General features: G+C 72.3%; 23 protein-coding genes and 1 tRNA gene. 10 read left to right on the top strand and 14 right to left on the bottom strand.

Features of this window, described 5'->3' with window-relative positions; all coding sequences use genetic code 11:
- Positions 1-4 precede the first annotated feature (4 nt).
- Positions 5-90 (top strand) — tRNA-Leu (locus DEJ00_RS03740).
- Between the two features lie 400 nt (positions 91-490).
- On the opposite strand, the gene DEJ00_RS03730 is transcribed toward DEJ00_RS03740, so the two are convergent.
- The 7 genes from DEJ00_RS03730 to DEJ00_RS03700 form a co-directional block, all read right to left on the bottom strand.
- Entirely contained in the window at positions 491-1,075 is a 585-nt protein-coding gene (locus tag DEJ00_RS03730) for a hypothetical protein (RefSeq protein ID WP_111056439.1), read from the bottom strand.
- A gap of 11 nt (positions 1,076-1,086) precedes the next feature.
- Positions 1,087-2,226 (bottom strand): zinc-dependent alcohol dehydrogenase, encoded by a 1,140-nt coding sequence (locus DEJ00_RS03725; protein WP_111056438.1) that lies wholly within the window; start codon positions 2,224-2,226, stop codon positions 1,087-1,089.
- Between the two features lie 208 nt (positions 2,227-2,434).
- A complete protein-coding gene (locus DEJ00_RS03720; RefSeq protein WP_027465651.1) occupies positions 2,435-3,763 on the bottom strand; it encodes an NAD(P)/FAD-dependent oxidoreductase in 1,329 nt (442 codons plus the stop codon).
- Between the two features lie 32 nt (positions 3,764-3,795).
- Positions 3,796-4,005 (bottom strand): hypothetical protein, encoded by a 210-nt coding sequence (locus DEJ00_RS03715; RefSeq protein ID WP_111056437.1) that lies wholly within the window; start codon positions 4,003-4,005, stop codon positions 3,796-3,798.
- 7 nt (positions 4,006-4,012) lie between these two features.
- Entirely contained in the window at positions 4,013-5,803 is a 1,791-nt protein-coding gene (locus tag DEJ00_RS03710; RefSeq protein ID WP_027465652.1) for a DEAD/DEAH box helicase, read from the bottom strand.
- A gap of 221 nt (positions 5,804-6,024) precedes the next feature.
- Entirely contained in the window at positions 6,025-7,269 is a 1,245-nt protein-coding gene (dinB, locus tag DEJ00_RS03705; protein WP_111056464.1) for a DNA polymerase IV, read from the bottom strand.
- A 207-nt stretch (positions 7,270-7,476) separates the two neighbouring features.
- Positions 7,477-8,640 carry an acyl-CoA dehydrogenase family protein gene (locus DEJ00_RS03700; protein ID WP_111056436.1) on the bottom strand — a complete coding sequence of 388 codons (1,164 nt, stop codon included), beginning with the start codon at positions 8,638-8,640 and terminating at the stop codon, positions 7,477-7,479.
- Positions 8,641-8,663: 23 nt separating this feature from the next.
- Between DEJ00_RS03700 and DEJ00_RS03695 the strand changes: the two genes are divergently transcribed.
- Complete coding sequence (locus tag DEJ00_RS03695; protein WP_111056435.1) at positions 8,664-9,458, top strand: SGNH/GDSL hydrolase family protein; 795 nt, start codon at positions 8,664-8,666, stop codon at positions 9,456-9,458.
- Positions 9,459-9,486: 28 nt separating this feature from the next.
- Here DEJ00_RS03695 and DEJ00_RS03690 read toward each other — a convergent pair whose 3' ends face one another.
- The 4 genes from DEJ00_RS03690 to DEJ00_RS03675 are packed head-to-tail and all read right to left on the bottom strand — an operon-like array spanning position 9,487 to position 14,072.
- Positions 9,487-10,821 carry a serine hydrolase gene (locus DEJ00_RS03690; RefSeq protein ID WP_181440081.1) on the bottom strand — a complete coding sequence of 445 codons (1,335 nt, stop codon included), beginning with the start codon at positions 10,819-10,821 and terminating at the stop codon, positions 9,487-9,489.
- Between the two features lie 42 nt (positions 10,822-10,863).
- Positions 10,864-12,096, bottom strand: a complete 1,233-nt coding sequence (locus DEJ00_RS03685; RefSeq protein ID WP_111056433.1) for a D-alanyl-D-alanine carboxypeptidase family protein — start codon at positions 12,094-12,096, stop codon at positions 10,864-10,866.
- A 25-nt stretch (positions 12,097-12,121) separates the two neighbouring features.
- Entirely contained in the window at positions 12,122-12,766 is a 645-nt protein-coding gene (locus tag DEJ00_RS03680; protein WP_111056432.1) for a DUF1097 domain-containing protein, read from the bottom strand.
- On the bottom strand, positions 12,759-14,072 hold the full coding sequence (locus tag DEJ00_RS03675) for an amidohydrolase family protein (protein ID WP_111056431.1): 1,314 nt from the start codon (positions 14,070-14,072) through the stop codon (positions 12,759-12,761). The genes DEJ00_RS03680 and DEJ00_RS03675 overlap by 8 nt, the downstream gene beginning before the upstream one ends.
- A 146-nt stretch (positions 14,073-14,218) precedes the next feature.
- On the opposite strand from DEJ00_RS03675, the gene DEJ00_RS03670 reads away from it, so the two are divergent.
- Genes DEJ00_RS03670 through DEJ00_RS03660 form a run of 3 tightly spaced genes read left to right on the top strand, consistent with a single transcriptional unit; the run spans position 14,219 to position 17,591 of the window.
- Positions 14,219-14,896, top strand: coding sequence for a FadR/GntR family transcriptional regulator (locus DEJ00_RS03670; RefSeq protein WP_111056430.1), 678 nt, complete (start codon positions 14,219-14,221; stop codon positions 14,894-14,896).
- The gene (locus DEJ00_RS03665) at positions 14,893-16,005 is read left to right on the top strand and encodes an acetamidase/formamidase family protein (RefSeq protein ID WP_111056429.1); all 1,113 of its coding nucleotides are present in this window, start codon (positions 14,893-14,895) and stop codon (positions 16,003-16,005) included. Before DEJ00_RS03670 ends, DEJ00_RS03665 begins: the two co-directional genes overlap by 4 nt.
- Positions 16,002-17,591, top strand: a complete 1,590-nt coding sequence (locus DEJ00_RS03660) for an AtzH-like domain-containing protein (protein WP_111056428.1) — start codon at positions 16,002-16,004, stop codon at positions 17,589-17,591. Before DEJ00_RS03665 ends, DEJ00_RS03660 begins: the two co-directional genes overlap by 4 nt.
- Here DEJ00_RS03660 and DEJ00_RS03655 read toward each other — a convergent pair.
- Positions 17,588-18,406, bottom strand: coding sequence for an RNA methyltransferase (locus DEJ00_RS03655; protein ID WP_071244722.1), 819 nt, complete (start codon positions 18,404-18,406; stop codon positions 17,588-17,590). The two genes, DEJ00_RS03660 and DEJ00_RS03655, sit on opposite strands and share 4 nt — an antisense overlap.
- A gap of 205 nt (positions 18,407-18,611) precedes the next feature.
- Between DEJ00_RS03655 and DEJ00_RS03650 the strand changes: the two genes are divergently transcribed.
- From DEJ00_RS03650 to DEJ00_RS03640, 3 genes are all read left to right on the top strand, one after another.
- Positions 18,612-19,445: a Sir2 family NAD-dependent protein deacetylase gene (locus tag DEJ00_RS03650; protein WP_258373523.1), complete on the top strand. Its 834-nt coding sequence runs from the start codon at positions 18,612-18,614 to the stop codon at positions 19,443-19,445.
- A 152-nt stretch (positions 19,446-19,597) separates the two neighbouring features.
- Complete coding sequence (locus DEJ00_RS03645; RefSeq protein ID WP_111056426.1) at positions 19,598-20,236, top strand: histidine phosphatase family protein; 639 nt, start codon at positions 19,598-19,600, stop codon at positions 20,234-20,236.
- Between the two features lie 49 nt (positions 20,237-20,285).
- The gene (locus DEJ00_RS03640; RefSeq protein WP_111056425.1) at positions 20,286-21,017 is read left to right on the top strand and encodes a hypothetical protein; all 732 of its coding nucleotides are present in this window, start codon (positions 20,286-20,288) and stop codon (positions 21,015-21,017) included.
- 149 nt (positions 21,018-21,166) lie between these two features.
- On the opposite strand, the gene DEJ00_RS03635 is transcribed toward DEJ00_RS03640, so the two are convergent.
- Both DEJ00_RS03635 and DEJ00_RS03630 read right to left on the bottom strand, forming a co-directional pair.
- Entirely contained in the window at positions 21,167-22,237 is a 1,071-nt protein-coding gene (locus DEJ00_RS03635) for a glycosyltransferase family 1 protein (protein WP_111056463.1), read from the bottom strand.
- Between the two features lie 5 nt (positions 22,238-22,242).
- The gene (locus DEJ00_RS03630) at positions 22,243-23,235 is read right to left on the bottom strand and encodes an alpha/beta fold hydrolase (RefSeq protein WP_258373519.1); all 993 of its coding nucleotides are present in this window, start codon (positions 23,233-23,235) and stop codon (positions 22,243-22,245) included.
- A 113-nt stretch (positions 23,236-23,348) separates the two neighbouring features.
- Here DEJ00_RS03630 and treS point away from each other — a divergent pair, with 113 nt between their 5' ends.
- Both treS and DEJ00_RS03620 read left to right on the top strand, forming a co-directional pair.
- On the top strand, positions 23,349-25,058 hold the full coding sequence (treS, locus tag DEJ00_RS03625) for a maltose alpha-D-glucosyltransferase (protein ID WP_027465667.1): 1,710 nt from the start codon (positions 23,349-23,351) through the stop codon (positions 25,056-25,058).
- Positions 25,059-25,093: 35 nt separating this feature from the next.
- Positions 25,094-25,840, top strand: coding sequence for a 3'-5' exonuclease (locus DEJ00_RS03620; protein WP_027465668.1), 747 nt, complete (start codon positions 25,094-25,096; stop codon positions 25,838-25,840).
- Positions 25,841-25,926 lie beyond the last annotated feature (86 nt).

The raw sequence follows: 25,926 nt of genomic DNA, 5'->3' as shown, positions 1-25,926 counted from the left end.
CCCTGTCCGGGTGGCGGAATTGGTAGACGCGCTAGCTTGAGGTGCTAGTGCCCGTATTAGGGCGTAGGGGTTCAAGTCCCCTCTCGGACACAGGAAATGCGTGCCCCCTGACCTTTCGGTCGGGGGGCATTTTCTGTTGTGTCTTCCCGGCGAGTGCCGCCATCGCTGCGCTCAGGGCGTCACCGCCTCTGGGGCGCCACTTCGCTGCGCTCAGGGCGATCTCCGCGCCACTTCGCTGCGCTCAGGGCGGTTCAGGCGCCACCTCGCTGCGCTCGGGGCGATCGGGGCAGGAGCAGGTGAGTGGGCGGGCTCTGCACGCGGGACGTGCGGACTGGAGGCGCGGGGCGGGGCCGCAACGCGCCTCCAGGCCGGAACGTGCGCACGTCACGGGCCGGTGCGACGTTGCGCACTCCGTGTGACGGAACAAGGTCGCACCGAGTGGGCAACGCCGCACCATGGTGCAAGCCCGGCGGCCCGGCGGCACGCGCGGTCAGCGCGAGCGGCGCACCCGCCGCACCACCAGCACCACGGCACCGAGCGCCGCGAGCCATCCCCAGTTCGCGACCACCGGGTCGAGCACCTGGTGCCGCCAGTCCGACCGACTCGACCCCAGGCGCGACGCAACGGGGTGGTTCCCACGCTCCGCCGCGACGCCGGTCTCGCTGATCAGCCGGTCCGGCCGACCCCGGAGCGCATCGGTCACCCGGTGCGTCGCGACGTCCAGGCGGTCCCCGACGACGAGCAGCATCCAGTGCGCCAGGCGCCCCTCGCTGAATCGCCGGTAGGCGTACCGCCGGACGATCCCGGCGACGCCGTGCAGGGGCTGCGCGGTGCCGAACACCGGCGTCACGTGGGCGTGCTCGATCGAGCGCTCCCGGCCGTGCGCACCGTCCTGCTGCGGCGGGAGGTCCCAGTGGGCTCCGGTGGCCGAACCGGCCTCGCGCGAGAGCTTCGGCACGGACGGCCGGTCCGCCGGGTCGAGGTCGCTCCCCCACCCCGGGATGCGGGCACGGAGCTCCTCGGCGGACGGCACCCGTCGGGGTGGATCGGCGATGTACGGGGTGTGGTCGGACATGTCGGGCCTCCTCACGGCACGACGACGGTCTTGATGCAACCGTCGAGCTTGGACGAGAACAGGTGGTAGCCCTCGGCGATGTGCTCGAGGGGGATGCGGTGCGTGATGATGTCGCTCGGCTTGAAGTGCCCGGCCTGGATGTGCTCGAGCAACCGCGGCCACTGGCGCTTCACGTGCGCCTGGTTCGTGTGGATCGTGACGCCCTTGTTCATCGCGTCCCCGAACTTCACCGCGCTCGGGATCGGCCCGTACGCACCGACCGCCGAGACCGTGCCGCCCTTGCGGACGCCGTCGATCGCCCAGTTGAGCGCCGTCGGGGACCCGCCCTGCAGCTTCAGCTTCGAGGCGGTGACCTGCTGGGTGAAGTTGCCGTCCGCCTCGGCTCCGACGGCGTCGATCACGCTGTCCGCACCGAGGAAGTCGGTCTGCTTCTTCATCTCGAGCACGACGTCGTCGACCTCGGCGAAGTTGATCGTCTCGGCGTGCGCGAAGCTCCGGGCCTTCTCGAGCCGGTACTCGAGCTGGTCGACGACGATCACCCGGCCGGCTCCCATGAACCACGCCGACCTGGCGGCGTAGAGCCCGACCGGCCCGGCACCGAGCACCACGACGGTGTCGCCCTCGCGGATCGACGCCAGCTGTGCCCCGAAGTACCCGGTGCTCAGTGCGTCCGTCATCATCAGGGCGTCATCGTCGTCGAGCCAGTCCGGGATCACCTGCGGTCCGACGTCGGCGAACGGCACCCGCACGCGCTCCGCCTGCCCGCCGTCGTACCCGCCGGTGGTGTGCGAGTACCCGTAGATCCCGCCGACCGCGGTCGCGTTCGGGTTCACGTTGTGGCAGTTCGCGAAGAGTCCGCGGGCACAGAACCAGCACGTCCCGCAGAAGATGTTGAACGGGACCATCACGCGGTCCCCGACCGACAGGGTCTCGACGGACGAGCCGACCTGCTCGACGACCCCGATGAACTCGTGGCCGAACGTGTGCCCGACACGGGTGTCGGGCATCATGCCGTGGTACAGGTGCAGGTCCGAGCCGCAGATCGCCGCCCGCTCGACGCGGACCACGGCGTCGTTCGGGTGTTCGATCCGCGGGTCCGGCTTCTCCTCGACGCGGACCCGGTAGGGGCCGCGGTACGTCATGGCGCGCATGGACGCTCCTCTCGTTCGTCGCGTCCACGCTGGCGCGCGCCACGTTGGAACGGACACAGGACCGCAGATGGCGGACAGGCGGTGGACGTCCGCACAGACGGACGGGAGGCGCGGTGCCAGCTGGCACCGCGCCTCCCGTCCGATCTGTGGGTGCGTCTAGCTCTTCGACGCCTCGACGAAGTTGCGGCCTGATGCCGCGTTCCGTCTCCTAGCTCTTCGACGCCTCGACGAAGTTGCGTCGCGGATCGGTTTCCTTGATGAGCGAGGTCGCGTCGCGACCCGACACCGCACCGGTGATCCAGCCGATGATGATGCGGGCCTTCCGGTTCAGGGTCGGCATCGCGTACACGTGGTACGCGCGGTGCGCGAGCCACGCGAGCAGGTTGGTCATCTTGATGCCCTTGATGTTCGCGGCACCCTTGCCGACACCGTACGACGCGACGGTGCCGATGGAGGGGTGGCGGTACTCCTCGAGCGGCTTGCCGGTGATGGTCGCGACGATGTTGTCAGCGGCGACCACGGCCTGACGCACGGCGTTCTGCGCGTTCGGCGGGTAGAACGCCGGCTGCTTGTCGGCGGTCAGGTCGGGCACCTGCGCGACGTCACCGAGACCCCAGACGCCCTCGACGACCTGGTGGGTGTCCTCGGCCTCGACCTGGAGCTTCGCGTTCGCGGCGAGGTGGCCCTTCGGCCCGCGCGGCAGGTCGGAGGCGTCGAGGAGCGGGTTCGGCTTGACGCCCGCGGTCCAGACGAGCAGACCGGTGGCGAACTCGTCGCCGTCGGAGAACTTGACGACGCCGCCCTCGGCGCTCGGCATGGTGGTCTTCAGGCGGACGTCGATGCCACGGGCACGGAGCGACTCGAGGGTCCACTTGGACAACTCGGGGCCGACCTCGGGCGCGACGCGGTCGAGGGCGTCGATGAGCACCCAGCGGGGCTGCTCGCCGGCGAGCGACGGGTAGGTCTTGATGGCGGCCTGCGACACGTCGAACAGCTCGCCGATCGCCTCGACACCGGTGTAGCCACCGCCGACGAAGACGCTGGTCAGCAGACGGCGACGCTCGTCCTCGTCGCGGGTGGCAGCGGCCTTCGCGATGTTGTCGAGGAGCTTGGCGCGCACGTACGCGGCCTCTTCGACGCTCTTGAAGCCGACGCCGTACTCCTCGAGCCCGGGGGTCGGGAAGGTGCGGGTGACGGAACCGAGGGCGACGACGAGGTGGTCGTAGCCGAGGGTGCGGTCGTCGCCGCCGGCGGTCGCGATCGAGACGGTCTTGTCCGCCGAGGAGATCGCGGTGACCTTGCCCTGGATCACCCGGGTCTTGCGCAGTGCACGGCGCAGCTCGACGGTGACGTCCTTCGGCGCGATGTGGCCACCGGCGACCTCGGGCAGGAACGGCAGGTACGTGTAGTAGGTGTTCTGGTCCACCAGGGTGATGCGCATGGGCACCGTGGCCGCGTGCTTCTGGAGCTGCTTGACCGTGGTGTAGCCAGCGGAGCCGCCGCCGAGGACGAGGACGTGAGGGATCGAGTCTGCCATTCCTCCGGTCTACCGGACTTTGGCTTGGCGCGTCATGAGTTCCGCGGCCTGTCGCGGAGCCGCCACCACGCGGTCTCGGCCAGTTCGGGCCCCGTGAACACCCCGTGCGGGGTGCGGCGGGACTCGGTGAGCGAGAAGCGGCGCAGTCGGTAGCCGCCGCCGAAGCGGTCGATGATCGCCTGGGGTGACGCCTCAGGGTCGCGCTTGACGTACCAGGTGCGGTCGTCGACCGGCTCGATCACGCCGCGGTCACCGTCGTCCGCCGATGCGGGAGCGCAGGATGTCGATGCGCTTCTGGATCTGCTCGATGCTCGCCTGCGCCACGGCCGGGCCACCGCTGATCCGCCGGAGTTCGGCGTGGATCGCACCGTGCGGTTCGTTCGAGTGCCGGGACCAGATCGACACGAGCCGGGCGAGCTCGGTGCGCTGCTCCTTGATCGTCATGTACATCGGGCGGTCGGGCTCGGGCGCCTTGGGCATGCCGTCCTTGGCCGTGCGGCCCTTGGACCGCTTGGCCTGGGTGGCCTGCCGGGCGCGCAGGAGGTCGCGCACCTGGTCGGGTTCGAGCAGCCCGGGGATGCCGATGAAGTCGAGCTCCTCGAGGGAACCGACCTCGCCGCCGGTGCCGAACTCACCGCCGTCGTAGAGGACGCGGTCGAACGACGCCTGCGAGTCGAGCGCCTCGAACGGCTGGACCTCGAGCAGGCTCTCGGACGCGCGGTCTTCCTTGTTGGCCTCGGCGACCATCGCGTCTTCGGGGTTGTACATGCCGTCGTCGGCGTCCTTCGGGCGGTCGAGGGCGTGGTCGCGCTCGAGCTCGAGGGTGGCGGCGAGGGCCATCAGGCCGGGGACGCTCGGCAGGAAGACGCTCGCGGTCTCACCGCGGCGACGGGCACGCACGAAGCGGCCGATCACCTGGGCGAAGAACAGCGGCGTGCTCGCGCTCGTGGCGTACACGCCGACGCAGAGCCGTGGGACGTCGACGCCCTCGGAGACCATGCGGACGGCGACCATCCAGCGCGAGGTGTCCTCGGCGAACGCGCTGATGCGGCTCGACCCGGCGGCTTCGTCGGACAGCACCACGGTGGGACGCTCCCCCGTGATCTGCTGCAGGATCCGGGCGTAGGCGCGCGCCGTGGTGGTGTCGGTGGCGATGACCAGGCCGCCGGCGTCGGGCACACCGCGACGGACCTCGGTCAGGCGCTTGTCGGCGGCGGAGAGCACGGCCGGCATCCACTCACCCTCGGGTGACAGCGCGGTGCGCCAGGCCTGGGCCGTGATGTCCTTCGTGACCTGCTCACCCAGGGAGGCCGACATCTCGTCGCCCATCCGGGTCTTCCAGCGCATCTGTCCGGCGTATGCCATGAACAGCACCGGGCGGACGACGCCGTCCTTCAGCGCGCGGCCGTAGCCGTAGTTGTAGTCGGAGATCGAGGTGCGGATGCCCTGCTCGTCGGGGGCGTACTGCACGAACGGGATCGGTGCGGTGTCGGACCGGAACGGGGTCCCCGACAGCGAGAGCCGCCGGGTGGCGCCGGAGAACGCCTCTCTGATGCCGTCGCCCCACGTCAGGGCGTCGCCACCGTGGTGGACCTCGTCGAGGACGACCAGGGTGCGGCCACCCTCGGTGATGCGCTTGTGCACCTCGGGGTTCATGCCGACCTGGGCGTAGGTGATCGCGACGCCCTGGTAGTGCCGGCCGAACATGCCGTCGCCGTTCTTGAACATCGGGTCGATCCGGATGCCCACACGGTCGGCGGAGTCGGCCCACTGGCGCTTCAGGTGCTCGGTCGGGGCCACGACGACGATGCGGTCGACGGTGCCGCGGGCGAGGAGCTCGGTCGCCAGCCGCAGCGCGAAGGTGGTCTTGCCGGCGCCGGGGGTCGCGGCCGTGAGGAAGTCGCGGGGTTCCTTCTCGAAGTACTTCGTGAGCGCTTCGATCTGCCAGGCGCGGAGCTTCGACGCCGTGCCCCAGGCGGCCCGGTCCGGGAACGCCGGCGACAGGTGCTGGACGGCCGAGTTGCCGGCCGCTTCGGCCAGGGCTGCGGCGTCGGCTTCGTCACGGGCGGCGTCACCCTGCGCCTGCGCCGTCTGGTGTGCCGGGCTTTGGTACGCCTGGGCTTGATGTGCCTGGCTGCCGTCGTGCGTCGACGACGATCCGCCTGCGCCGGACTGGTCGTCACCCGACTCCGCCCACAGCGTGGCGGGCTGCTGGTCTTCGTACTCCGCTGCGCTCACTGAACCCGATTCTACCGCCACCGTCAGTCCTGCCGAGCGTGCGGGACGCCGCCGTCAGGGGTCCGGCGGACCAGGGATGCCGGTCGCAGCACGCCGGCGCCGAAGCGTGCGGCGACCGCGTCGACCGTGGTCTCGGTGTCACGCCACGGCGCGTCGTCGTCCCACAGGGCGTTGCTGGCGGCCGCGGGCACGAGGTTCTCGCCGCGCACCCCGATCAGCCGGATCTGGTTGCCCGGTCGGTGCAGCACGTCGTACAGCTCGACGGCTTCGCGGTGCAGGCGCTTCGCGACGTCGGTGGGCTCCGCCAGGGTGCGCGACCGGGTCAGGGTGGTGAAGTCGGTGTAGCGGACCTTGAGTGCCACGGTCCGGGCCTGCACGTCGGCCTGGCGCAGGCGGACGGCGACCTTGTCGGCCAGGCGCAGGAGTTCGCGGGCGACGTCGTCGCGCTCGGTCAGGTCGCGGCCGAACGTGACCTCGTGCCCGATCGACTTCTCGCCGACGCCGGTGTCGACCGCGCGGGGGTCGCGACCCCAGGACAGGTCGTGCAGCCGCTGCCCGCCGGCCGGGCCGAGTGCCGACACCAGCGACCCGAGCGGAGTGTTCGCCAGGTCGCCGACCGTGCGGATGCCCCGGCGTTCGAGCGTCTCCTGCGTCTTGCCGCCGACGCCCCAGAGCGCGGACACCGGCTGCGGGTGCAGGAACGCCACCGTGTCGGCGGCGGGCACCACGAGCAGGCCGTCGGGCTTCGACCGGCTGGAGGCGAGCTTCGCGACGAACTTGGTCGACGCCGCGCCGACGGAGCAGTGCAGACCGGTCTCGGCGAGGACCGTGCGGCGGATGGCCTGGCCGATCTGCCACGGGGTGCCGTACAGCCGGAGGGCGCCGGCGACGTCGAGGAACGCCTCGTCGATGCCGAGGCGCTCGACCCGCGGGGTGAACCGGTCGAAGATCGCCATCACCGCGGCGGACTGCGCCCGGTACTTCTCGAAGTGCGGTTCGACGATGACGGCGTTCGGGCAGCGGCGCTTGGCGACGGCCATCGGCATCGCCGAGTTGACGCCGTAGCGACGGGCTTCGTAGGTGGCGGCGGTGACGACGGAGCGGTCGGAGTCGTGCCCGACGATGACCGGCAGGCCCACGAGGTCCGGGCGGTCGAGCAGTTCGACGGAGGCGAAGAAGGCGTCCATGTCGACGTGCAGCACGGTCGCCGAGACGTCGTCCACCGGTGCGTCGGAGACGAGGCGGTTCCGTCCGTCCTGCTTGCTCACACCGAGATGATGCCAGGCGCCGCCGACATCGCCGTGCCCGGGGCCGATCGCGATCGGACGGTGCGAGGTTCCGGACGTGGTGCGAGGGGGCGCGGGTGCCACCACGTGCGGAACCTCGCACCGGAGTGCGCCGGAGTGCGCCGGAGTGCGCCGGAGTGCCCCGGAGTGCCCCGCAGCGCAGCGCCTCGCACGGTGCGAGCGCAGCCCTCAGCCGAGCGGGCCGAGCACCGACGCGGCGATCGTCCGCGCCGCGGAGTCCCGCGACGACGGGTGGTACTGCCCCGCGCGGACGTCACGCGCCAGCCGCGCCAGCTCGCTCGACGACCGGAACGCCGAGCCGCCGACGACGCGCATGGCCTCGTCCACGACGTGCTGCGCGGTGTCCACGGCCCGGGCCTTGGTGCCGACGAGCAGCGGGAACCAGCGGGCTCCGAGGTCGTCGAGCTCGTCGACCGACCGCGCCAGCGACTCGACCTGCAGCGTGATCGCGTCGACCGCACCGCGCAGGTCGGCGATCGCCCGACGCACGTCGGGGTCCTGCGACCGCCTGGTTCCGTCGGCCGCGGTGCGACCCGCCACGGCGGCCGTCGCGAGCGTGATCGCGCGCTCCGCGACCCCGGCGTACACGGACGCGATGAGGAGCTCGAACGACGCGAAGATCCCGAACACGAGCGGGTCCTGGTTCGGCCCGACCGGCAGCGACCGGACGATGCGGTCGACGGGGACGTGCACGCCGTGCAGCCTGGTGGTGCGGCTCTGCGTCGCGCGCATCCCGAGCGTGTCCCAGTCGTCCAGGTGCTCGACGTCGCCGTCGGACCGCAGGACGAACCCGTGCACGAGCCGTGGCTCCGGCCCCGAGGTGTCCTTGCCGAAGACGCTCATGACGTCCCACGCCGGTGCGAGGGACGTGGACACCTTCGTGCCGGTGAACCGGTACCCGCCGTCGCCGTCCGGCTCCGCCGTCGTCGACGAGTCGAACAGCACGGCGTCGTTGCCGGGTTCGCTCACCCCGAAGGCGAGCAGGTGGTCGTCCGCAGCGTGGTCGGTGACGGCCTGGAGGAACGACTCGCCTCGCGCACGCACGGCGCGGGCCGCCTGCACCCACACCTGGTGCATGCCGAGGCCGAGTGCCGTCGCCGGCGCGGCCTGGGCGAGGGCGCGCTGCACCCGCGCGGTGCCACGGAGGCCGAGGCCCGCCCCGCCCTGCTCGACGGGCACGCCGATCCGCAGGTAGCCGGCGGCGCGGAGCTCGTCGAGGTCCTCGGTGCAGAACGCGTTCGCGGCGTCGTAGCCGGGGGCGCGCTCGGCGATGCGCTCGAGCAGCTCGTCCGGCACCGACCAGCCGACGGCGTCCGTGTTGGCCTTCGTCATGCCACGAGACTAGGGTCCGGAACGTGTCAGATCGTCATCCTTGGACCAGGTACGTCGCGATCGGTGACTCGTTCACCGAGGGGATCGGGGATCCCGACCCCACCGTCCCGGGCGGCAACCGCGGCTGGGCGGACCGCGTCGCCGAGGTGCTCGCACACCAGACCGACGACTTCGCCTACGCGAACCTCGCGATCCGCGGCCGGCTGCTGCAGCAGATCATCGACGAGCAGGCCGAGGCCGCCGTCGCCCTGCACCCGGACCTCATCACGGTGTCCGCCGGCGGCAACGACATCATCCGCCCCGGCTCGGACCCGGACGAGCTCGCCGAGCGCGTGGACCGGCTCGTCGCCGACCTGCGCCGCGACGGAGTCACCGTCGTGCTGTTCACCGGCCCGGACGTCGGGATGACCCCGGTGCTCAGCATGGTCCGCGGCAAGACGGCGATCTACAACGAGAACCTGCACGCCATCGCCCTGAAGCACGGCGCCCTGGTGGCGAACATGTGGGCACTCCGGGTGCTCCGAGACCCGCGGATGTGGGCTCCGGACCGTCTGCACCACTCCCCGATGGGCCACTCGACGATCGCCGCGGCGGTGCTCGACACCCTCGGCGTGCCGCACGGGCTCGAACCGTTCAACCCGGACCCGCTCGAGGCGCGGCCGTGGCGCGAGGCCCGCGCCGAGGACCTCGGCTGGGCCCGGGAGTACCTGGTGCCGTGGGTGGTCCGGCGCATCAAGCACACCTCGTCCGGCGACGGGGTGTCGGCGAAGCGACCCGAGCTGCAGATCGTGACCGAGCACCCCTCCGACACCCCGTAGACGCAACGCGGCGCGGAGCCGCGGGCCCTCAGTCCGCGGGGCGCCGCAGCGTGAGCGGTCCGTCGTGCAGCGGCTCGGTCTGCCAGCTCGTCGTCGTCGATCCCGTGGCGGGTTCGATCCGGACGTGCGCCAGGTGCGGGGTCTCGACGAACCGCACGTCGACCAGGACCGTCCCGTCGTCCGCGACGGCACCGCTCGCGGCGAGCGGGCCCTCGACGGCCCACTCCCCCTGCCCGACCGGCACCGACAGGGAGCCGCCGTCGACGTCGAGCGTGAGCCGCCACCCGTCGCCGTCGCGGGCCAGCGGACCGACGTCGGCGAGGCCCTGCAGCGGACCACCGTCCACGGCGGGCAGTCCCAGGGAGGCGAGCCGGGCCTCCAGGGCGGATGCCGAGGCCGCGTCGGGCGTGCGGTCGACGGCGGGCAGCAGGTGCTCCCAGACCGCGTCGAGGACGGCCTGCATGTCGAGGCTCTGGCCGGTCATCGCGAGCACGACGCCCTGCTCCGGCAGGACGACGCAGAACTGCCCGTAGGCGCCGTCGCCGCGGAAGCCGTGACGGGCCATCCAGAACTGGAAGCCGTAGCCCTGGGACCAGTCGGGGTTGGCCTCGTCCGGGTTGGCGACCTGCGTGCTGGTCGCCTGCTCGACCCAGTCGGCGTCGAGGATCCGCTCGCCGTCCCAGACGCCGCCCTGCAGGTACAGCTGGCCGAGCTTGGCAACCGCGTCGGTCGGGGCGTAGCACCCGCTGTACCCGAGTTCCGCGCCGGTGTCGTCGCGGCGCCAGGCGAGGTCGTCGATGCCGAGCGGGTCGAGCAGGTGCGGGCGGAGCCACGCGACGAGGGAACCGCCGGTCACCCGCCGGACGATCTCGGCGAGGGTGTAGGTGCACGGCTGGTTGTAGGCGAAGACCGTGCCGGGCTCCGCGTCCGGCGGGAGCAGCAGGAACCCGCGCACGGTGTTCGTCGGGTCGAGGGCCTGGGCACGGTCGATCGTCTCCTCGCGGTGGCCGCTCGCCATCGCGAGCAGGTGCCGGACGCGGATGCGGCGGCTGCGTTCGTCGGTGACGTCGGCGTCGAGCTCCGGGAAGTACGACAGCACGGTCGCGTCGAGGTCGATCAGGCCCGCCCGGACGGCGATGCCGACCCCCGCGGCGGTGAAGCTCTTGCTCAACGAGTAGAGCAGGTGCACGCGGTCGGCGGCGTAGGGCTGCCACCAGCCCTCGGCTGCCACCTGGCCGTGCCGGAGCAGCATGATGCTGTGCGTCTCCACGTCGGGCGTGGACTCGAGGGCGTCGAGCAGGGCGGTCACGCCGCCGGGGTCGATGCCGAGGGCGGCGGGGGTGGTCCGGGGGAACGTCGTCATCGTCGTCACCCGACCGACTCTACGGTCGGCGGACGACGGGCGTCACGCCCCCTGGAACGGGTTCGTCCAGCGCCACCAGACGCCGGGGTCGTCGATCGTGCGTTCGAGCGCGAGCGGCACCGTGACCGGGTCGTGGTCGGAGATGCGGAACCGGACCTGCCCGACCCGTTCGCCCTTGGTGCCGAAGGTCACCTGCTGCAGCTTCGCCTTCGCGGTGACGGTGGTCTTGCCCCACACGAGCACCTCGGCGGCCTTCGTCGTGACCGCGTCGGCCTCGTCCTGCCACGGGGTCGAGAACGTGCCGAAGGTCTGCCCCTGGTGGGTGAGGGTCACGACCTGGAAGTTGTCCGCCACGGACCGCAGCAACCGCTGCACGTCGACGTCGAGGGAGTCGTGGTCGACACCGCCGAGCATCACGCCGACGACGGTGACGTGCCTGCCACCGCGCTCGTACGTCGCCGCGAACAGCAGACAGGCGCCGGCCTCGTCGAGGGTGCCGGTCTTGATCCCCTCGATGCCGTCGAGGCCGAGGAGCTTGTTCGAGTTCTCGATCTGCCCCGCACCGGGCACGGTCACCTGCTTCGTCCCGACGACCTGTTGCACGACCGGGTTCGCGAGCGCGAGCTGACCGAGCGCCACCAGGTCGGTCGCGGTGGACCGGTTGTCCGCGTCGAGGCCGGTCGGCTCCTCGATCGTGGTGTCGTCGAGGCCCTGCCGGTCGAGCCACGCGTCCGCGGCACGGTCGTACGCCTCCAGCGACCCGAACGCCCAGATGGCGAGGGCCCCTGCGTAGTTGTTCGCCGACTTCATCAGCATGACCTGCAGGGTCTGGTACTCGGACAGCTTCAGTCCGGCTGGCATCGGCGCGACCTCGCCGTTCACCGCCGCGTACTTGGCGTACAACCCCTGCATCTCCGGGTTGAAGGCGATCGAGGGCCCCGGCTCGCCCCGCTCGAGGGGCTTCGCGTCGAGGACGACGAGAGCGGTGACGATCTTCGAGATGCTCGCGATCGACCGGGGCTTCGTGTCGCCGCTGGTGCGGAGGCTCTCCGGGAAGTCGGTCGCCTCGACCGCCGTGGCACCGTAGCCGGGGAACCGCAGGTCCGGCACGCTCGTCGTGGGTGCCGAGTAGGTGGTGGTGCTCGCGCTCGCGGGGGCGAACGGCACGACCGCCGCAGCGACGAGGTAGCCGGCGACGAGGAGCAGGACGGCGACCACCGAGATCGTGACCGGCCTCCGGACGGCGGAGCGGGGGCGGCGGACGACTGGTGACACGGGACCCGAGCGTACCGGTCCGCTCCTAGGCCGAGGCTGCGACGGGCTGGTCGGGCTGGCGTTCCGGAGCCGGGGCCGGGGCCGGGGCCGGGGCCACTGCGCCGGTGGCCACTGCGCCGCCGGCCGCGACGACGGGGTCGGCCTCGACGACGGTGCCGGCCGGCTCGGGCCGGGCGAAGGTCAGGCGGCGGGACAGGTACGCGAACACCGGACCGAGCGCGTTCATCAGCACGACCGACACCCAGGCTGCCCAGGCGTTCCCCGGGTCGAAGCCGAAGCCGCCGAAGCACGTCGCGAAGAACGAGGCGAACCCGAGGAACATCCCGGGGACGAGCCCGAACAGCTTCGTCCGACCCGTGTACATCAGGGCGCAGTTCACGACGAGGATGAGCAGCGCCAGCACGGTGTTCTGCGCCGCCTGCCCCTCGCCGAACAGGGTGCCGAACCGCTGGTCGAGCAGGACGATGACCAGGCCGAACGCCGACCCGATCGGCATCGCGGCCCACAGGCGGGTGGCGTTCCGCAGCGTCGGCTTGCCGCCGAGCAGGAACATCCCCGCCCAGCTGATGAAGATCGCCCAGGTCGGCAGGTGCAGGGCGTTGCCGCCGATGAACGCCGTGGCACCGGCCAGGACGGAGGCGACGATCTCGTGCGGGATCCGTTCACGCATGGCTGAGTTCCTTCGATCGGTTCGTGGTGGGGCTGGTGGTGAGACGGACGGTCCGGGTGGTCTCGGCGACGACCCGGCCGCGCTTGAGGACGAGGGCACGGTCCGGCCGGTCGAGCAGGACGCCGTCCGGGTCGGTGGTGGAGAGCACGACGAGGTCGGCGGCGGCACCGGGCCGGATGCCGTGGGTGTCCGCGACGCCGACGACCTCGGCCGCGCCGGTGGTGGCCATGGCGAGCACCCGTCGCAGGTCGTCCGGGCCGGACAGGTGCCCGGTCTGCGCCAGGAGCAGCCCGACGTCGAGCAGGTCGGCGTTGCCGAACGGGGTGAAGGCGTTCCGGACGTTGTTCGACGCGTAGGCGCTCGTGACCCCGGCGTCCCAGAGTTCGCGGACCGGCACGACCCCGCGCCGCACGTCGTGGTCGTCGGACCGTCCCCCCAGGTGCAGGTCGGTCGCGGGCAGCGGCACCACGGCGACCCCGGCGGCAGCGAGGCGGTCGAACAGCACCCGGCGCTCGCCGCGGGGCAGGCTCGCGACCGAGGTCACGTGACCGAGCGCCACCCGTCCCTGCAGCCCGCGGGCGGTCACGCGGTCGGCGATGTGCCCGGCGAGGGCGTACCGCGGGTCGGAGGTGTCGTCGGCGAAGTCGGCGTGCAGGTCGGCCGGCACCCCGAACTCCTCGGCGAGGTCCAGGACGGTCTCGACGTGTTCGTGGCACGCGGCAAGGGTGTGCTCGTTGTAGGTGCAGCCCCCGATGACGTCCGCCCCCGCGGCGAGCGCCTGACGGAGCAGCGCGAGGGTGCCCGGTGCCTTGGCCATGCCCTCCTGGGGGAACGCGACGATCTGCAGGTCGAGGGCCTCCCGGTACTCGTCGCGCAGGTCGAGCAGCACCTCGACGCCGGTGAGTCCGACGATCGGGTCGACGTCGGGGTGTGCGCGGACGAGCGTCGTGCCGTTCGTGATGGCCTGGTCGAGCAGGGTGCGGGCGCGGTCGCGGACGGTGGCGTGGGTGAAGCCGCGCTTGAGCTCCCCCGTGACGGCGATGGCGCCGGCGAGGGTGCCGTCGGGGTTCGGGCGTTCCCGGTCGAGCAGGGCCTTGTCGACGTGCAGGTGTGCCTCGATGAGCCCGGGGATGACCACGCGCCCGGCGCAGTCGACCACGCGGGTGGGAGCAGCACCGGTGTCGGTGCCGTGCGCCGAGCCCGGCCCGGGCAGCGCGTCGGTCACGCTGACGATCACGCCGTCGGCGATCGCGACGTCGACGGAGCGGCCGTCGGTCAGCCGTGCGTTGGTGAGGACCAGGTCCACGTCGAACCCTCTTCCGGTCGGTGCGGGTGGGACGTGCTCCACCATTCGCCCGCCGTGTTTCGGGTTCCGACGCCGCGTGTGACGGCCGTGTAAAAGATGGTCGTACCAATGAACCAAGCAGACCAACCGGCCCTACGGTCGAGGGCATGCACCGTGGACGGACCCTGAGCGCGGCGACCGCCGCCCACCTCGGCACGCTCGTGCTCGACGACCTGCAGCCCGGCGACAAGCTGCCGCCGGAACGCACCCTCGCCGAGGACCTCGCCGTGTCCCGCACGACCATCCGGGAGGCGCTGCAGGAACTCGAGCGCCGTCGTCTGGTCTCCCGGACCCCCGGCCGTGGCACCGTCGTGCTGCCGCGACCGGAGGAGGCGTCCGCCCTGCTCGACCACCACCGCGACGACCTGGACCACCGGGCCGAGCACGTCGCCGAGTTCCGGACCGTCGTCGAGCCGCAGGTCGCCGGAATCGCGGCGGCGCGGGCTGGCGAGGCCGACCTGCTGACCCTGGAACGCATCCTCGCCGCGACGCACGCTGGTCTGAGCCCGGAGGAGTCGCTCGCCCAGGACGTCGCCTTCCACGTGCAGGTCGCCCGCACCTCGGGCAACCCCCTGCTCGTGTCGTTGTGCGAGCTCAGCAGCGGTTGGGTGCAGGACGTGCGTGCCCGCTCGCACAGCACCAGCGAGGGGCGCCGGTCGTCGTTCGAGTGGCACGAGCGGATCCTCGGGCGGATCCGGGAGCACGACGTCGAGGGCGCGACGCAGGCGATGGCCGACCACCTCGCCGACGTGGCCCACCTGGTCGAACGGAGGACGGACCGATGACCACCGCACACGAGACCACCGCCCCGGCGGTGGCGACCCTGCAGCCCGGCGCCGGACCCGTCCGCGGCGACCACTTCCTGCCCGTCGACCCGGAGACCGTCCTGTGGGGTCGCCTGCCGGGCGAGGGCGACACCCCGGCCCTGACGATCGCCCCCGGCGCGTCGGTCACCATCGACACGGTCAGCCACGAGGGGATCCTCCCCGACCAGGGCAGCGACCCCGTTGCCTGGTTCGGCGACCACGGCGTCGCACCGGAGCACGTCCTCGCCGACGCCGTCGCGATCGCCCGCTCCGGCCACCGCGACCCCGCGGCGGACGGTCCACACGTGGTGTCCGGGCCGATCGCGGTGCGCGGTGCCCGTCCCGGTGACGTGCTGACGATGACGGTCCTCGAGACCCTGCCCCGGGTGCACTACGGCGTCGTGTCGAACCGGCACGGCCGCGGTGCCCTGCACGGTGAGTTCCCGGTCGACGGCACGACGGTGAGCGTCTTCGCCGACGTCGTGGACACCGACCTGGGCCGGCGGGGCCGCATCCCGCTCACCGCCGCACGCGACCGCTTCGCGCACTTCCCCCTCGCCCCGTTCCTCGGGATCATGGGCGTCGCCACCCCCGGGGAGCGGCTGCACTCCGTCCCGCCCGGTCGCCACGGCGGCAACATCGACGTCAACCTGCTGCAGGCCGGCTCGCAGCTGCACCTGCCGGTGCTCGTCCCCGGCGCGCTCGCCCACGTCGGTGACCCGCACTTCGCCCAGGGCGACGGCGAGGTGGCGCTCACCGCGATGGAGGCCTCGCTCCGCGCCACGATCCGCTTCGACCTGACCCCGGCTTCCGAGGCGACCGCGCGCTTCGGGGACCTGGTCTGGCCCGTCGCCGAGACGCAGGAGTTCCTCGTGCCCACCGGCATGGACCCCGACCTCGACGAGGCCGTCCGGCAGTGCGTCCGGCACGCCGTCGCGATCCTCGGCGCGCGCTGGGGCATGGAACGCCACCTGGCGTACGCGTACCTGTCCGCGGCGACCGACTTCAACATCTCGCAGGTGGTGGACCTGGTCACCGGTGTCCACGCCCGCATCCGCAAGGCCGACTTCGAGGAGCCCGTCCGATGACCACGCCCCCCACGTCGACGGCGCCCGACGGACTGCTCGAGGCGCTCGACGCCTACGAGACCGCCCTGCTGGCGAACGACCTCGACGCCCTCGACGCCGCCTTCGTCGACTCCCCCGGCACGATGCGCGGCGACGACCGTGGCCTGCTCGTCGGGCACGACGCGATCAGCGCGTTCCGCGGGGCGCGGGGTGGGGTCGCCACCCGGTCGCTGACGCACGTCGAGGTCCGCCCCCTGACCGAGGACCGCGCCCTCGTCGTGTCGGTGTCCCGGTTCGCCGCGGGTGGGCAGGGCCTCCAGACCCAGCTCTGGTGCCGCGACGGCGGCACCGGCTGGCGCATCGAAGCAGCCCACGTCACCGGCCGCCCGAAGGCCGTCGACACCACCGTCTGGCGGGCCGTCGGCGACCCGCTCGTCGCCCCCACCGCCTCCGGATCGCTCGACGGCCTGACCGTCGCCGTCAAGGACCTCTACGCGGTCCCCGGCCAGCCGGTCGGCGCGGGCAACCCGACGTACCTGCGCGAAGCACCGGTCGAGACCGCGCCCGCCGCAGCGGTCGCCGCGCTCCTCGCCGCCGGTGCCTCGATCCGCGGGATCGCGCGCACCGACGAGTTCGCGTACAACCTGACGGGCCGGAACGCGCACCACGGCACGCCGCCGAACAGCGCGGCTCCCACCCGACTGCCTGGAGGCTCGTCCAGCGGATCCGCATCGGCCGTCGGCCTCGGCACGGCCGAGATCGGGATCGGCACGGACACCGCGGGATCGGTCCGGGTCCCCGCCTCGTACCAGGGGCTCTGGGGCCTCCGGACGACCCACGGCACGGTGTCCCGCGACGGGCTGCTCCCGCTCGCGCCGTCGTTCGACACCGTCGGGTGGCTCACGCGGAGCCCCGTGGTCCTGCTCGCCGCCCTCGACGCCACCGTCCCGCCACCGTCGGCGCCCGGCGGGGCACTCGATGCGACCGTGCTCGTCGTCCCCGAGGAACTCGTCGCACTCGTCGAACCGGCCGTCGCCCGAGCCTTCGCCGCCTTCGTCGAAGCACGCGACGAACCCGTCGCGACCGTCCGACTGCGCGACCTCGGCATCCCGGACCCCGCAGCGCTGCAGGAGCAGATGCGGCTCGTCCAGGCCGCCGAGGCCCTCGCCGCCCACGGCCCCTGGATCGACGCGCACCCCGGCGCCCTGAGCACCGTCGTCGGTGACCGGTTCCGCGTGGCACGGGCGAACGACCCCGACGCGACCGCGGACGCCGTGGCACGTCTCGACGAGGTCCGTGCGACGATCCGCCGTGCCCTGGACGGTCGGACCCTGCTGTTCCCGACCGTCCCAGGACCCGCACCCCTGCTCCACTCGGACGCCGCGGCGCTCGAGCGCACCCGGACCGCCACCACGGCGATGACCGCGCTCGCGAGCGTCGGTGGGCTGCCCGCGGTGAGCGCACCGGCGCTGACCGTGGACGGCGCGCCCGTCGGCGTCTGCCTGGTCGGTGGGCCGGCCACCGACCGTGCCCTGGTGATCCGCGCCGGGGGCATGCTGCCCGACCAGGCCGCCCCGGGCCTCCCGACGGTCTCGGTGGTGCGCTAGGAGGCGAGCCGCCGGGCGTGGGTGACCGCCCACAGACCGACGGCGCTCGCCGCGGCCACGTTGAGCGAGTCGACGCCGTGCGCCATCGGGATCCGGACGGTCGTGTCGGCCGACGCGATCGCGGCCGGCGTCAGCCCCTGCCCCTCGGTGCCCATCACGAGCGCGACCCGGTCGGGCAGGTCCGCCACGAAGGCGTCGAGGTCGACGGACTCGTCGGTCAGTGCCATCGCGGCCAGGTGGAAGCCCTGCGCGCGGAGTTCCTCGCCCGCCGCGGGCCAGTCGCCGATGCGGGTCCACGGCACCTGCAGCACCGTGCCCATGCTCACACGGACGCTCCGGCGGTACAGCGGGTCGGCACACCGCGGGCTGACGAGCACCGCGTCGGCGCCCAGGCCGGCGACGCTGCGGAACACCGCGCCGACGTTCGTGTGGTCGACGATGTCCTCGAGCACGACGACGACCTTCGCGTCCCGCACCACGTCGGCGACGCTCGGCAGCTCGGGGCGCTGCATCGCGGCGATCGCACCGCGGTGCATGCGGAAGCCGGTGAGCTCCTCGAGCAGGGCGTCGGCACCGACGAACACGGGGCCGTCGTGCTCCGCGACCAGGGGCAGGACGCTGTCGAGCCACTTCTCCTGCACCAGGATGCTCCGCGGCACGTGACCCGCGCGGACCGCGCGCTCGATGACCGTGTTCGACTCGGCGATGTACAGGCCGCCAGCGGGCTCCGAGACCCGGCGGAGCGCCACGTCGGTGAGCCGGGCGAAGTCGTCGAGACGGGGATCGTCGAGGGAGTCGATGCGGACGGGGTGCACGGGGCTCGTTTCGGTGTGGTGCGGGGGGGTGTGGGTGGTGTGGGGCGCGGCGTGGGTCCGGTGGGGCGGCGCTGGCGCGGGTCCGCCGATGTCCGATCCGCCTGGGAAGCGACCGGGACGGTCGGGTGTTGAGGGTACCGTGAACAGGGTGCTGGATGATGCTGCGTCGACGACCGGGCCGACCACCGGGGCGGCCGCCGGGTCGGTGACCGCCGACGACCTGGACCGCGTCGTCGAGGTGCTCGGCGGCAAGCGCATCGCCGTGCTCTCCGGTGCCGGTCTGAGCACCGACTCCGGCATCCCCGACTACCGCGGCGCCGGGCGGGTGGTGCGCAAGCCGATGACGTTCCAGGAGTTCCTGGCCGACCCCGCGAAGCGCCAGCGCTACTGGGCCGGATCGCACCTGGGCTGGCGGAGCTTCGCGGCCGCCGTGCCGAACGACGGGCACCGGGCGCTCGCCGCACTCGAGGACGCCGGGATCGTCGCCGGGGTCATCACGCAGAACGTCGACGGCCTGCACCTGCGCGCCGGGTCCCGCCGCGTCGTCGAGATCCACGGCTCGATGGACCGCGCCGTGTGCCTGCGGTGCGGCCAGGTGTTCTCCCGCTCCGACCTCGCCGCCACCATCGACCGGGCGAACCCCTGGATCGACGAGCCCGGGTCCGTGCAGCTGCAGCCGGACGGTGACGTCGAGATCACCGACGTCGAGCGGTTCGTCGTCCCCGCGTGCTCCGTGTGCGGCGGCGACCTGAAGCCCGACGTCGTCTTCTTCGGCGAGTTCGTGCCGGCCGAGAAGTTCCGCGAGGCCGTGTCGATCGTCGCCGACGCCGACGCGCTGCTCGTCGTCGGTTCCTCACTCACCGTGAACTCGGGCGTGCGGCTGGTCGACCACGCTGCGCGCCGCAGGAACCCGGTGGTCATCGTGAACCGCGGCGAGACCCGCAGTGACCGCCGTGCGGCGGTGAAGCTCGACGCTGGCACCACCGAGACGCTCGTGCACCTGGCGGAGCGGCTCAGCGCAGCGGCTTCGACCGACTAGCGCGGTCGCGGTCGCCGGACGGGCCGGCGCGGTCGCCGGACGGGCCTGCCGGGCGCGGTCGCCGGACGGGCCTGCCGGGCGCGGTCGCCGGACGGGCGTGCCGGGCGCGGTCGCCGGACGGGCCTGCCGGGCGCGTCTGCGAAGATCGACGGGTGACGACACTCCTGTACCTCGTCCGGCACGGCGAGACCGACTGGAACGCGCAACGCCGCATCCAGGGCTCCACCGACATCCCGCTCAACGACACCGGACGACGGCAGGCCGCCGAGGCCGCCGAGCTCCTGACCCGCCGGCCGTTCGACGCCGTCGTGGCGTCCCCGCTGTCGCGGGCGGCCGAGACGGGCGCGATCATCGCCGACCGCCTCGGCCTCGACGCACCGACGACGTACCCGGGCCTGGCCGAGCGCTCCTACGGCGAAGCCGAGGGCCTGACCGACGACGAGGTGTCGGCACGGTACCCGCACGACGACATCCCCGGCCGGGAGTCCCGCTCCGCGCTGCTCGCCCGTGTCACCGAGACCCTCGGTGAGATCGCGGTCCGGTTCGACGCCGGCGTCGTCGTGGTCGCGACCCACGGCGCGGTGATCCGCAGCGTCGTGAACGCCGCAGCCCCCGGCACCGCCGACCGCCGCCACACCCCGATCCGGAACGGGTCCATCCACTCGTTCCGGTGGGACCCCGAACGCTTCCACGCCGAACTCGTCCGGTTCGACGACCCGATCGACGACGTGTCCGACGACACCGGTGGGTCGGCGTTCGAGTACCAGAACCCCTTGGAACGCCGGGGCTGACCGGGGACTAGGCTCCGACGCACCCGCACACCGGGGTGAGGGGAGCCACATGTCCGACGACGGGACCAGCCGACACGGCCAGCATGCCCTCGACCAACAGGACGACGACCTCGACCGGGTGTTCGGTCCCGAGACGGCGAGCGTCCCGACCCGCACGCGGGCGCGCACCTGGTTCATCATCGGCGGCAGTGTCCTGGCGGTCGCCGTGGTCATCGCCGTGGTGCTCGGCTCGATCATCGGGAGTGTCCAGAACGGCATCGGCGGGGTCTTCCCGCGCCCCGATGTCGCGCTCGACCGGTTCGACGAGCGGGTGAGTGCCCTGCCCGGCGTCACCGACGTGCGGCACCACACCCCGTCGAAGACCGCGTTCGCCAGCTACGACGCCGTCGCCACCGTCCGCGCCGACCCCACGCTCGACACCGCGGCCCGGCGTGACCTGGTCGCCGCCATCAGCCGAGCGGCCGACGAGTCGGGCGGCAACGGCGTCCGGGTCGTCGTGATCGCCGACCTCGGCAACCTGGAGATCGGCGTCACCGGTGCCGGCGAGGTCGCGGCGAAGCGCCTGGCGCTGGCGGACACGCTCGACCACATCGGCGGTGTCACCGAGGTCCGCTGCTCGTGGGAGCGCGGCGGCGACCCGTCCGACACCGCAGGCGACCAGTCCGTCGTCGTCCGGACCCCGGGTCGGGGTGCCGCGGTGCCGCCGATCGTGGCGCGGGCGACCCAGGAGACGCAGAAGGTGTTCCCCGGGGCGGACGTGCAGGTCATCGCGGCGAAGTGATCGGGCGGTGGTCGCGGGGCGGGGCGGGGCGGACGACGTGGAACGACACCGTCGACGTCGTACGACATCGACATCGTCGTTCCGCATCGTCACGAACCGCGAGACCACCAACCGCGAGACCACGCCAGCGCCAGCACCAGCGCCATCCCTCAGACCCGCCGGTCCCCCACGGCCCGCTCGACGGCCCGGACGACCTGCTCCGCCGAGTCCTGCCACCGGAACCGTCCGGCACGCTCGATCGACTGCCGCGAGGCCTCATCCCACCGTTCCTCGACCCGCCGGACGGCCGCGGCGACGGCGGACGGCGACGCCGGGTCGAAGTACTCCGCAGCGGAGCCGCCGATCTCCCGGAAGATGGGGATGTCGCTGACGACGACCGGGGTGCCGACGCCCATCGCCTCGACGAGCGGGATGCCGAACCCCTCGTCGTAGGACGCGGTCGCCAGCGCGGTGGCCGAACGGAGCACGGACAGGTACTCCTCGTCGGTGGCGCCGTCGTGGAACACGATCGCCCCAGCGGGCGCGAGCCCCTCGAACCGTGCCTGGTCGGCGTCGGACACCCGCGACATGCAGTGCAGCGTCCAGTCCGCCCCGAGGAGCGGCAGCGCCGCCGCCAGGGTCTCGACGTTCTTGTACGGCATGAACGAGCCCATGTAGACGAGCGAGCGTCGACGTGGTGCTCCGGCCGACCGCGGTGTCGCCGGGTCGGCCGCGTTGTAGGCGACCGTCACGGGTCGCTTCGTCAGCCGGTGCTCGGCGATCAGCCCGGCGGTCGTCTCCGACACCGTCACCACCCCGTCCGCGCCGTTCAGCAGGAACCGCTGCGGTGCCCAGGACAGGTGGAACGCCCGCCAGCCGAGCCGCAGCGGCCACGAGAACTCCCGCGGGGGCGTGCGGTTGCGGTAGTAGATCAGGTCGTGCAGCGTCAGGACGAGCGCGTACCGACGGCCCCGCGACCCCATCGTCTGCATCGGCGAGAACACCGCGTCGAGCCCGAGCCGGTTGACGCGCCGGGCGACGAGCGGCTCCCCCGCGTCCGTCGGTGCGGGCAGCAGCTCCCACGGCAGGTCGCTCGGCAGCGACTCGAGCTGGCGCTCGTCACTGACGAGCAGCACGTACTCGTGCCGGTCCGGCAGGTGCGCGACGACACCGGCGGTGAACCGGCTGATGCCGTCGTGCCGACCGATCCGCACGTACCGGCAGTCGATGCCGATGCGCAGGCGCGTCACGACGCGTCCGCCGTCCGGGAGGCCCGCCCCGCCCCCGACGGTCGGCTGTCCGTCGTGGCCCCACCGCGTCCAGGGCGTCCCTGGCGTCCGGTACGTCGGGCCGTGTCCGCCATCCGGCGGAGCACCGCCGCCGCGGCCGGAGCCGGCGTCTCGTAGTGCACCAGGTGGCCGACACCCGGGATCACGACGAGCTCGGCGTCACGCAGGCGCTCGGCGAGTGCGCGCTGTTCGGGGACGGCGGTGATGTCGTCGTGCTCGGCCGCGACGAGCAGCACGGGCACCTCGATCCGGTCCGCGTACTCGGAGACATCGTGGGTGACCGAGGTGCGGAACGCCTCGAGCACGCTCGTGCGGTTCGCGAAGGCCGAGAAGTACCGGTCGTGCTGGTCGTGCACCCACCGGCGGACCGCGGGGTCGTGGGACTTCAGCATCGCGATGCTCATCGCCCGGACGATCGCGCCGTTCCGCAGGAGCCCGAGCCCGATCGGCTTCGGCAGCACCGCGCCGGCGCGGTAGTACCCGATCGCGATCGCGGTCCCCACGGCACGCGGTCCCTGCAGGGCCGGGGCCGCGATGGGGTTGACGAGGACGAGCAGTCGGGTGTCGAGCCCGGCGGCGACGGTGGCCGACACCACGATCGACCCGAACGAGTGCCCGAGCACCACGGTGTCGCGGCCGAGCCCGAGCGCGGCGTGGAACCCGGTCAACCAGGCCACGTACGCGTCGACGTCCGACACCGGCAGCGGATCGGACACGCCGAAGCCGGGCAGGTCGGGCACGATCACCCGCACACCCTGCAGGTGCGCGGCGATGGCCTCGAGGCCGTGGTGGTCCCCGCGGAACCCGTGCACGGCGAGCACGGTGCGATCCGAGTCCTCGGGCCCGTAGACCCAGTAGTGCGTGGTCCGGCCGTCGACCTGGACGGCCCGGTGCACGACCGGGGTGGCGGCCATCAACGACTGGTACGGGGAGAGCACGGGCGGTTGCATCCGCGCCAGTCTAGGGAGCGAACCGCACGAAACCCCGGACACCCGCAGCATCTCGCGCCTATCGTGTCCGGGGCGGGCCGTCGACCGGTCCGTCGATGACGACGAGGAGCACGGTGACCTTCACAGCCCCGATCCAGCTGCCCGGCCTGACGCTCGACCCGCAGTGGTACAAGCGCTCGGTCTTCTACGAGTGCATGATCCGGTCGTTCGTCGACTCCAACGGAGACGGCATCGGCGACATCCAGGGCGTGATCGGCAAGCTCGACTACCTGCAGTGGCTCGGCGTGGACGCCCTGTGGCTGCCGCCGTTCTTCCAGTCGCCGATGCGCGACGGCGGGTACGACATCGCCGACTACCGGGCGATCCTGCCGGAGTTCGGCACGCTCGACGACTTCCGCGAGCTCGTCACGAAGTCGCACGAGCGGAACATGCGCATCGTGATCGACATGGTGATCAACCACACCAGTGACCAGCACGAGTGGTTCCAGCAGTCCCGCGAGGACCCGGACGGCCCCTACGGCGACTTCTACGTCTGGCGGGACACCGACGAGGACTACTCGAACATCCGGATCATCTTCGTCGACACCGAGGAGTCCAACTGGACCTTCGACCCGGTCCGACGCCAGTTCTTCTTCCACCGCTTCTTCTCGCACCAGCCCGACCTGAACTTCGAGAACCCCGCGGTCATCGAGGCGATCTACGACGTCGTCCGGCACTGGCTCGACATGGGCGTCGACGGGCTCCGGCTCGACGCGATCCCGTACCTGTTCGAGTCCGAGGAGGGCAACGGCGAGGGCGAGCCGGAGACCCACGAGTTCATCAAGAAGCTCCGCGCCATGGTCGACGACGAGTACCCCGGCCGCGTGCTCCTGGCCGAGGCCAACCAGTGGCCGCGCGAGACGGCGGCGTTCTTCGGGACCGACGAGGAGCCCGAGTGCCACATGGCGTTCGACTTCCCGGTGATGCCGCGCATCTTCTACTCGCTCCGGGCCCAGCACGCCGCCGAGCTCAAGGCGATCCTGTCCGAGACCCTCGACGTGCCGGCCAGCGCGGCGTGGGGTGTCTTCCTCCGCAACCACGACGAGCTCACGCTCGAGATGGTGAGCGAGGAGTACCGGCAGGCGATGTACGGCTGGTACGGCTACGACCCGCGGATGCGCTCGAACATCGGTATCCGCCGACGCCTCGCTCCCCTGCTCGACAACTCCCGCGCCGAGCTCGAGCTCATCCACGCGCTGCTGTTCTCGCTGCCCGGATCGCCGTTCCTGTACTACGGCGACGAGATCGGGATGGGCGACAACATCTGGCTGCCGGACCGCGACTCCTCGCGCACGCCGATGCAGTGGACGCCGGACCGCAACGCCGGCTTCTCCACCGCCGACCCGGGCAAGCTCTACCTGCCCGTCGTCCAGTCGCTCGTGTACAACTACGCACAGGTCAACGTCGAGGCGCAGCTCGCCCAGTCGCGCTCGCTGCTGCACTGGGTCCGGAACGTCATCCACACGCGCAAGGCCCACCCGGTGTTCGGCCTCGGGTCCCTGCACGTGCAGGAGACCTCGAACGACTCGGTCCTCGCCTTCGTCCGCTCGTGGGAGGGCTCCGGCCAGCAGTTCGGCCCGTCCGCCGAGGACGTCCTCTGCGTGTTCTCGTTCGCGACGAACCCGACCTCGGTCACGGTGTCCGCTCCGGAGTTCGCGGGGCGTCCGCTCTACGACCTGTTCGGCGGCGGTTCGTTCCCGTCCTTCGACGAGGACGGCAACGTGACGCTGACCATGGGTACGCAGTCGTTCTACTGGCTGCACGTCGGCGCGCCGACCCGGTAGTCGGGGGTGTCGGTGCGTCCCGTTAGCCTGACCGCGTGACGTTCCCCACAGCACAGCTCGACGCGCCCGCTCCGTCCCAGGACCTCACGGGTCGCCCCTGGTGGCACGCGCTGGGCGTCTTCGACCTCGAGACCACCGGGGTCGATGTCGAGACGGCCCGCATCGTCACCGCCCACGTCGGCCTCATCGACATGACCGGGGCCTCCATCGTCGAGGGTGCGTGGATCGCCGACCCCGGCGTGCCGATCCCCGAGGGCGCGGCCGCCGTGCACGGGTACACCACCGAGCGTGCCCAGGCCGAGGGGCGTCCCGCGGCCGAAGTCGTGGCCGAGATCATCGCCGCGATCGAGGCCGTGTTCGCCCGCGGCATCCCGCTGGTGATCTACAACGCCCCGTACGACCTCACCGTCCTCGACCGCGAGGCGAAGCGGCACGGGTTCGCCTCCCCCGTCATCGGCAATGTCGTCGACCCGCTGGTGATCGACAAGGCGCTCGACACCTTCCGCAAGGGCAAGCGCACGCTCGAAGCCGCCTCGGAGCTCTACGGCGTCACGCTCGACGACGCCCACGACGCCGGAGCCGACGCGATCGCTGCCGGGCGTGTCGCCCAGGCCATCGCGGGCAAGTACCCGGACGAGCTCGGCATCTCCGCCGAGGAACTCCACCGCAAGCAGGTCGGCTGGTGTGCCGAGCAGGCCACCTCGTTCCAGGACTACATGCGCAAGAAGCGCGACCCGAACTTCACCGCCGACGGCCGCTGGCCGCACCGCAACGGCGCCTGACCCCGCACAGCCCCCCCCCCCCCCAAGACACCCGGGGGCTCCCCGCGCAAACCCCCCCAAACCGGCGGGGTGCGCCGACACCCCGG

It is taken from the genome of Curtobacterium sp. MCLR17_039 (assembly GCF_003234745.1).
Classification (GTDB): domain Bacteria; phylum Actinomycetota; class Actinomycetes; order Actinomycetales; family Microbacteriaceae; genus Curtobacterium; species Curtobacterium flaccumfaciens.
The sequence above is the reverse complement of the archived record's forward strand: the minus strand, read 5'-3'. Positions and strand labels throughout refer to the sequence as shown.

Coding starts and splice junctions, on each gene's coding strand:
- DEJ00_RS03640 (WP_111056425.1), top strand. CDS start 20,286: ATGTCCGACGACGGGACCAGCCGACACGGCCAGCATGCCCTCGACCAA.
- DEJ00_RS03700 (WP_111056436.1), bottom strand. CDS start 8,640: ATGACGAAGGCCAACACGGACGCCGTCGGCTGGTCGGTGCCGGACGAG.
- DEJ00_RS03720 (WP_027465651.1), bottom strand. CDS start 3,763: ATGGCAGACTCGATCCCTCACGTCCTCGTCCTCGGCGGCGGCTCCGCT.
- DEJ00_RS03730 (WP_111056439.1), bottom strand. CDS start 1,075: ATGTCCGACCACACCCCGTACATCGCCGATCCACCCCGACGGGTGCCG.
- DEJ00_RS03660 (WP_111056428.1), top strand. CDS start 16,002: ATGACCACGCCCCCCACGTCGACGGCGCCCGACGGACTGCTCGAGGCG.
- DEJ00_RS03725 (WP_111056438.1), bottom strand. CDS start 2,226: ATGCGCGCCATGACGTACCGCGGCCCCTACCGGGTCCGCGTCGAGGAG.
- DEJ00_RS03670 (WP_111056430.1), top strand. CDS start 14,219: ATGCACCGTGGACGGACCCTGAGCGCGGCGACCGCCGCCCACCTCGGC.
- DEJ00_RS03690 (WP_181440081.1), bottom strand. CDS start 10,821: ATGACGACGTTCCCCCGGACCACCCCCGCCGCCCTCGGCATCGACCCC.
- DEJ00_RS03665 (WP_111056429.1), top strand. CDS start 14,893: ATGACCACCGCACACGAGACCACCGCCCCGGCGGTGGCGACCCTGCAG.
- DEJ00_RS03680 (WP_111056432.1), bottom strand. CDS start 12,766: ATGCGTGAACGGATCCCGCACGAGATCGTCGCCTCCGTCCTGGCCGGT.
- DEJ00_RS03630 (WP_258373519.1), bottom strand. CDS start 23,235: ATGCAACCGCCCGTGCTCTCCCCGTACCAGTCGTTGATGGCCGCCACC.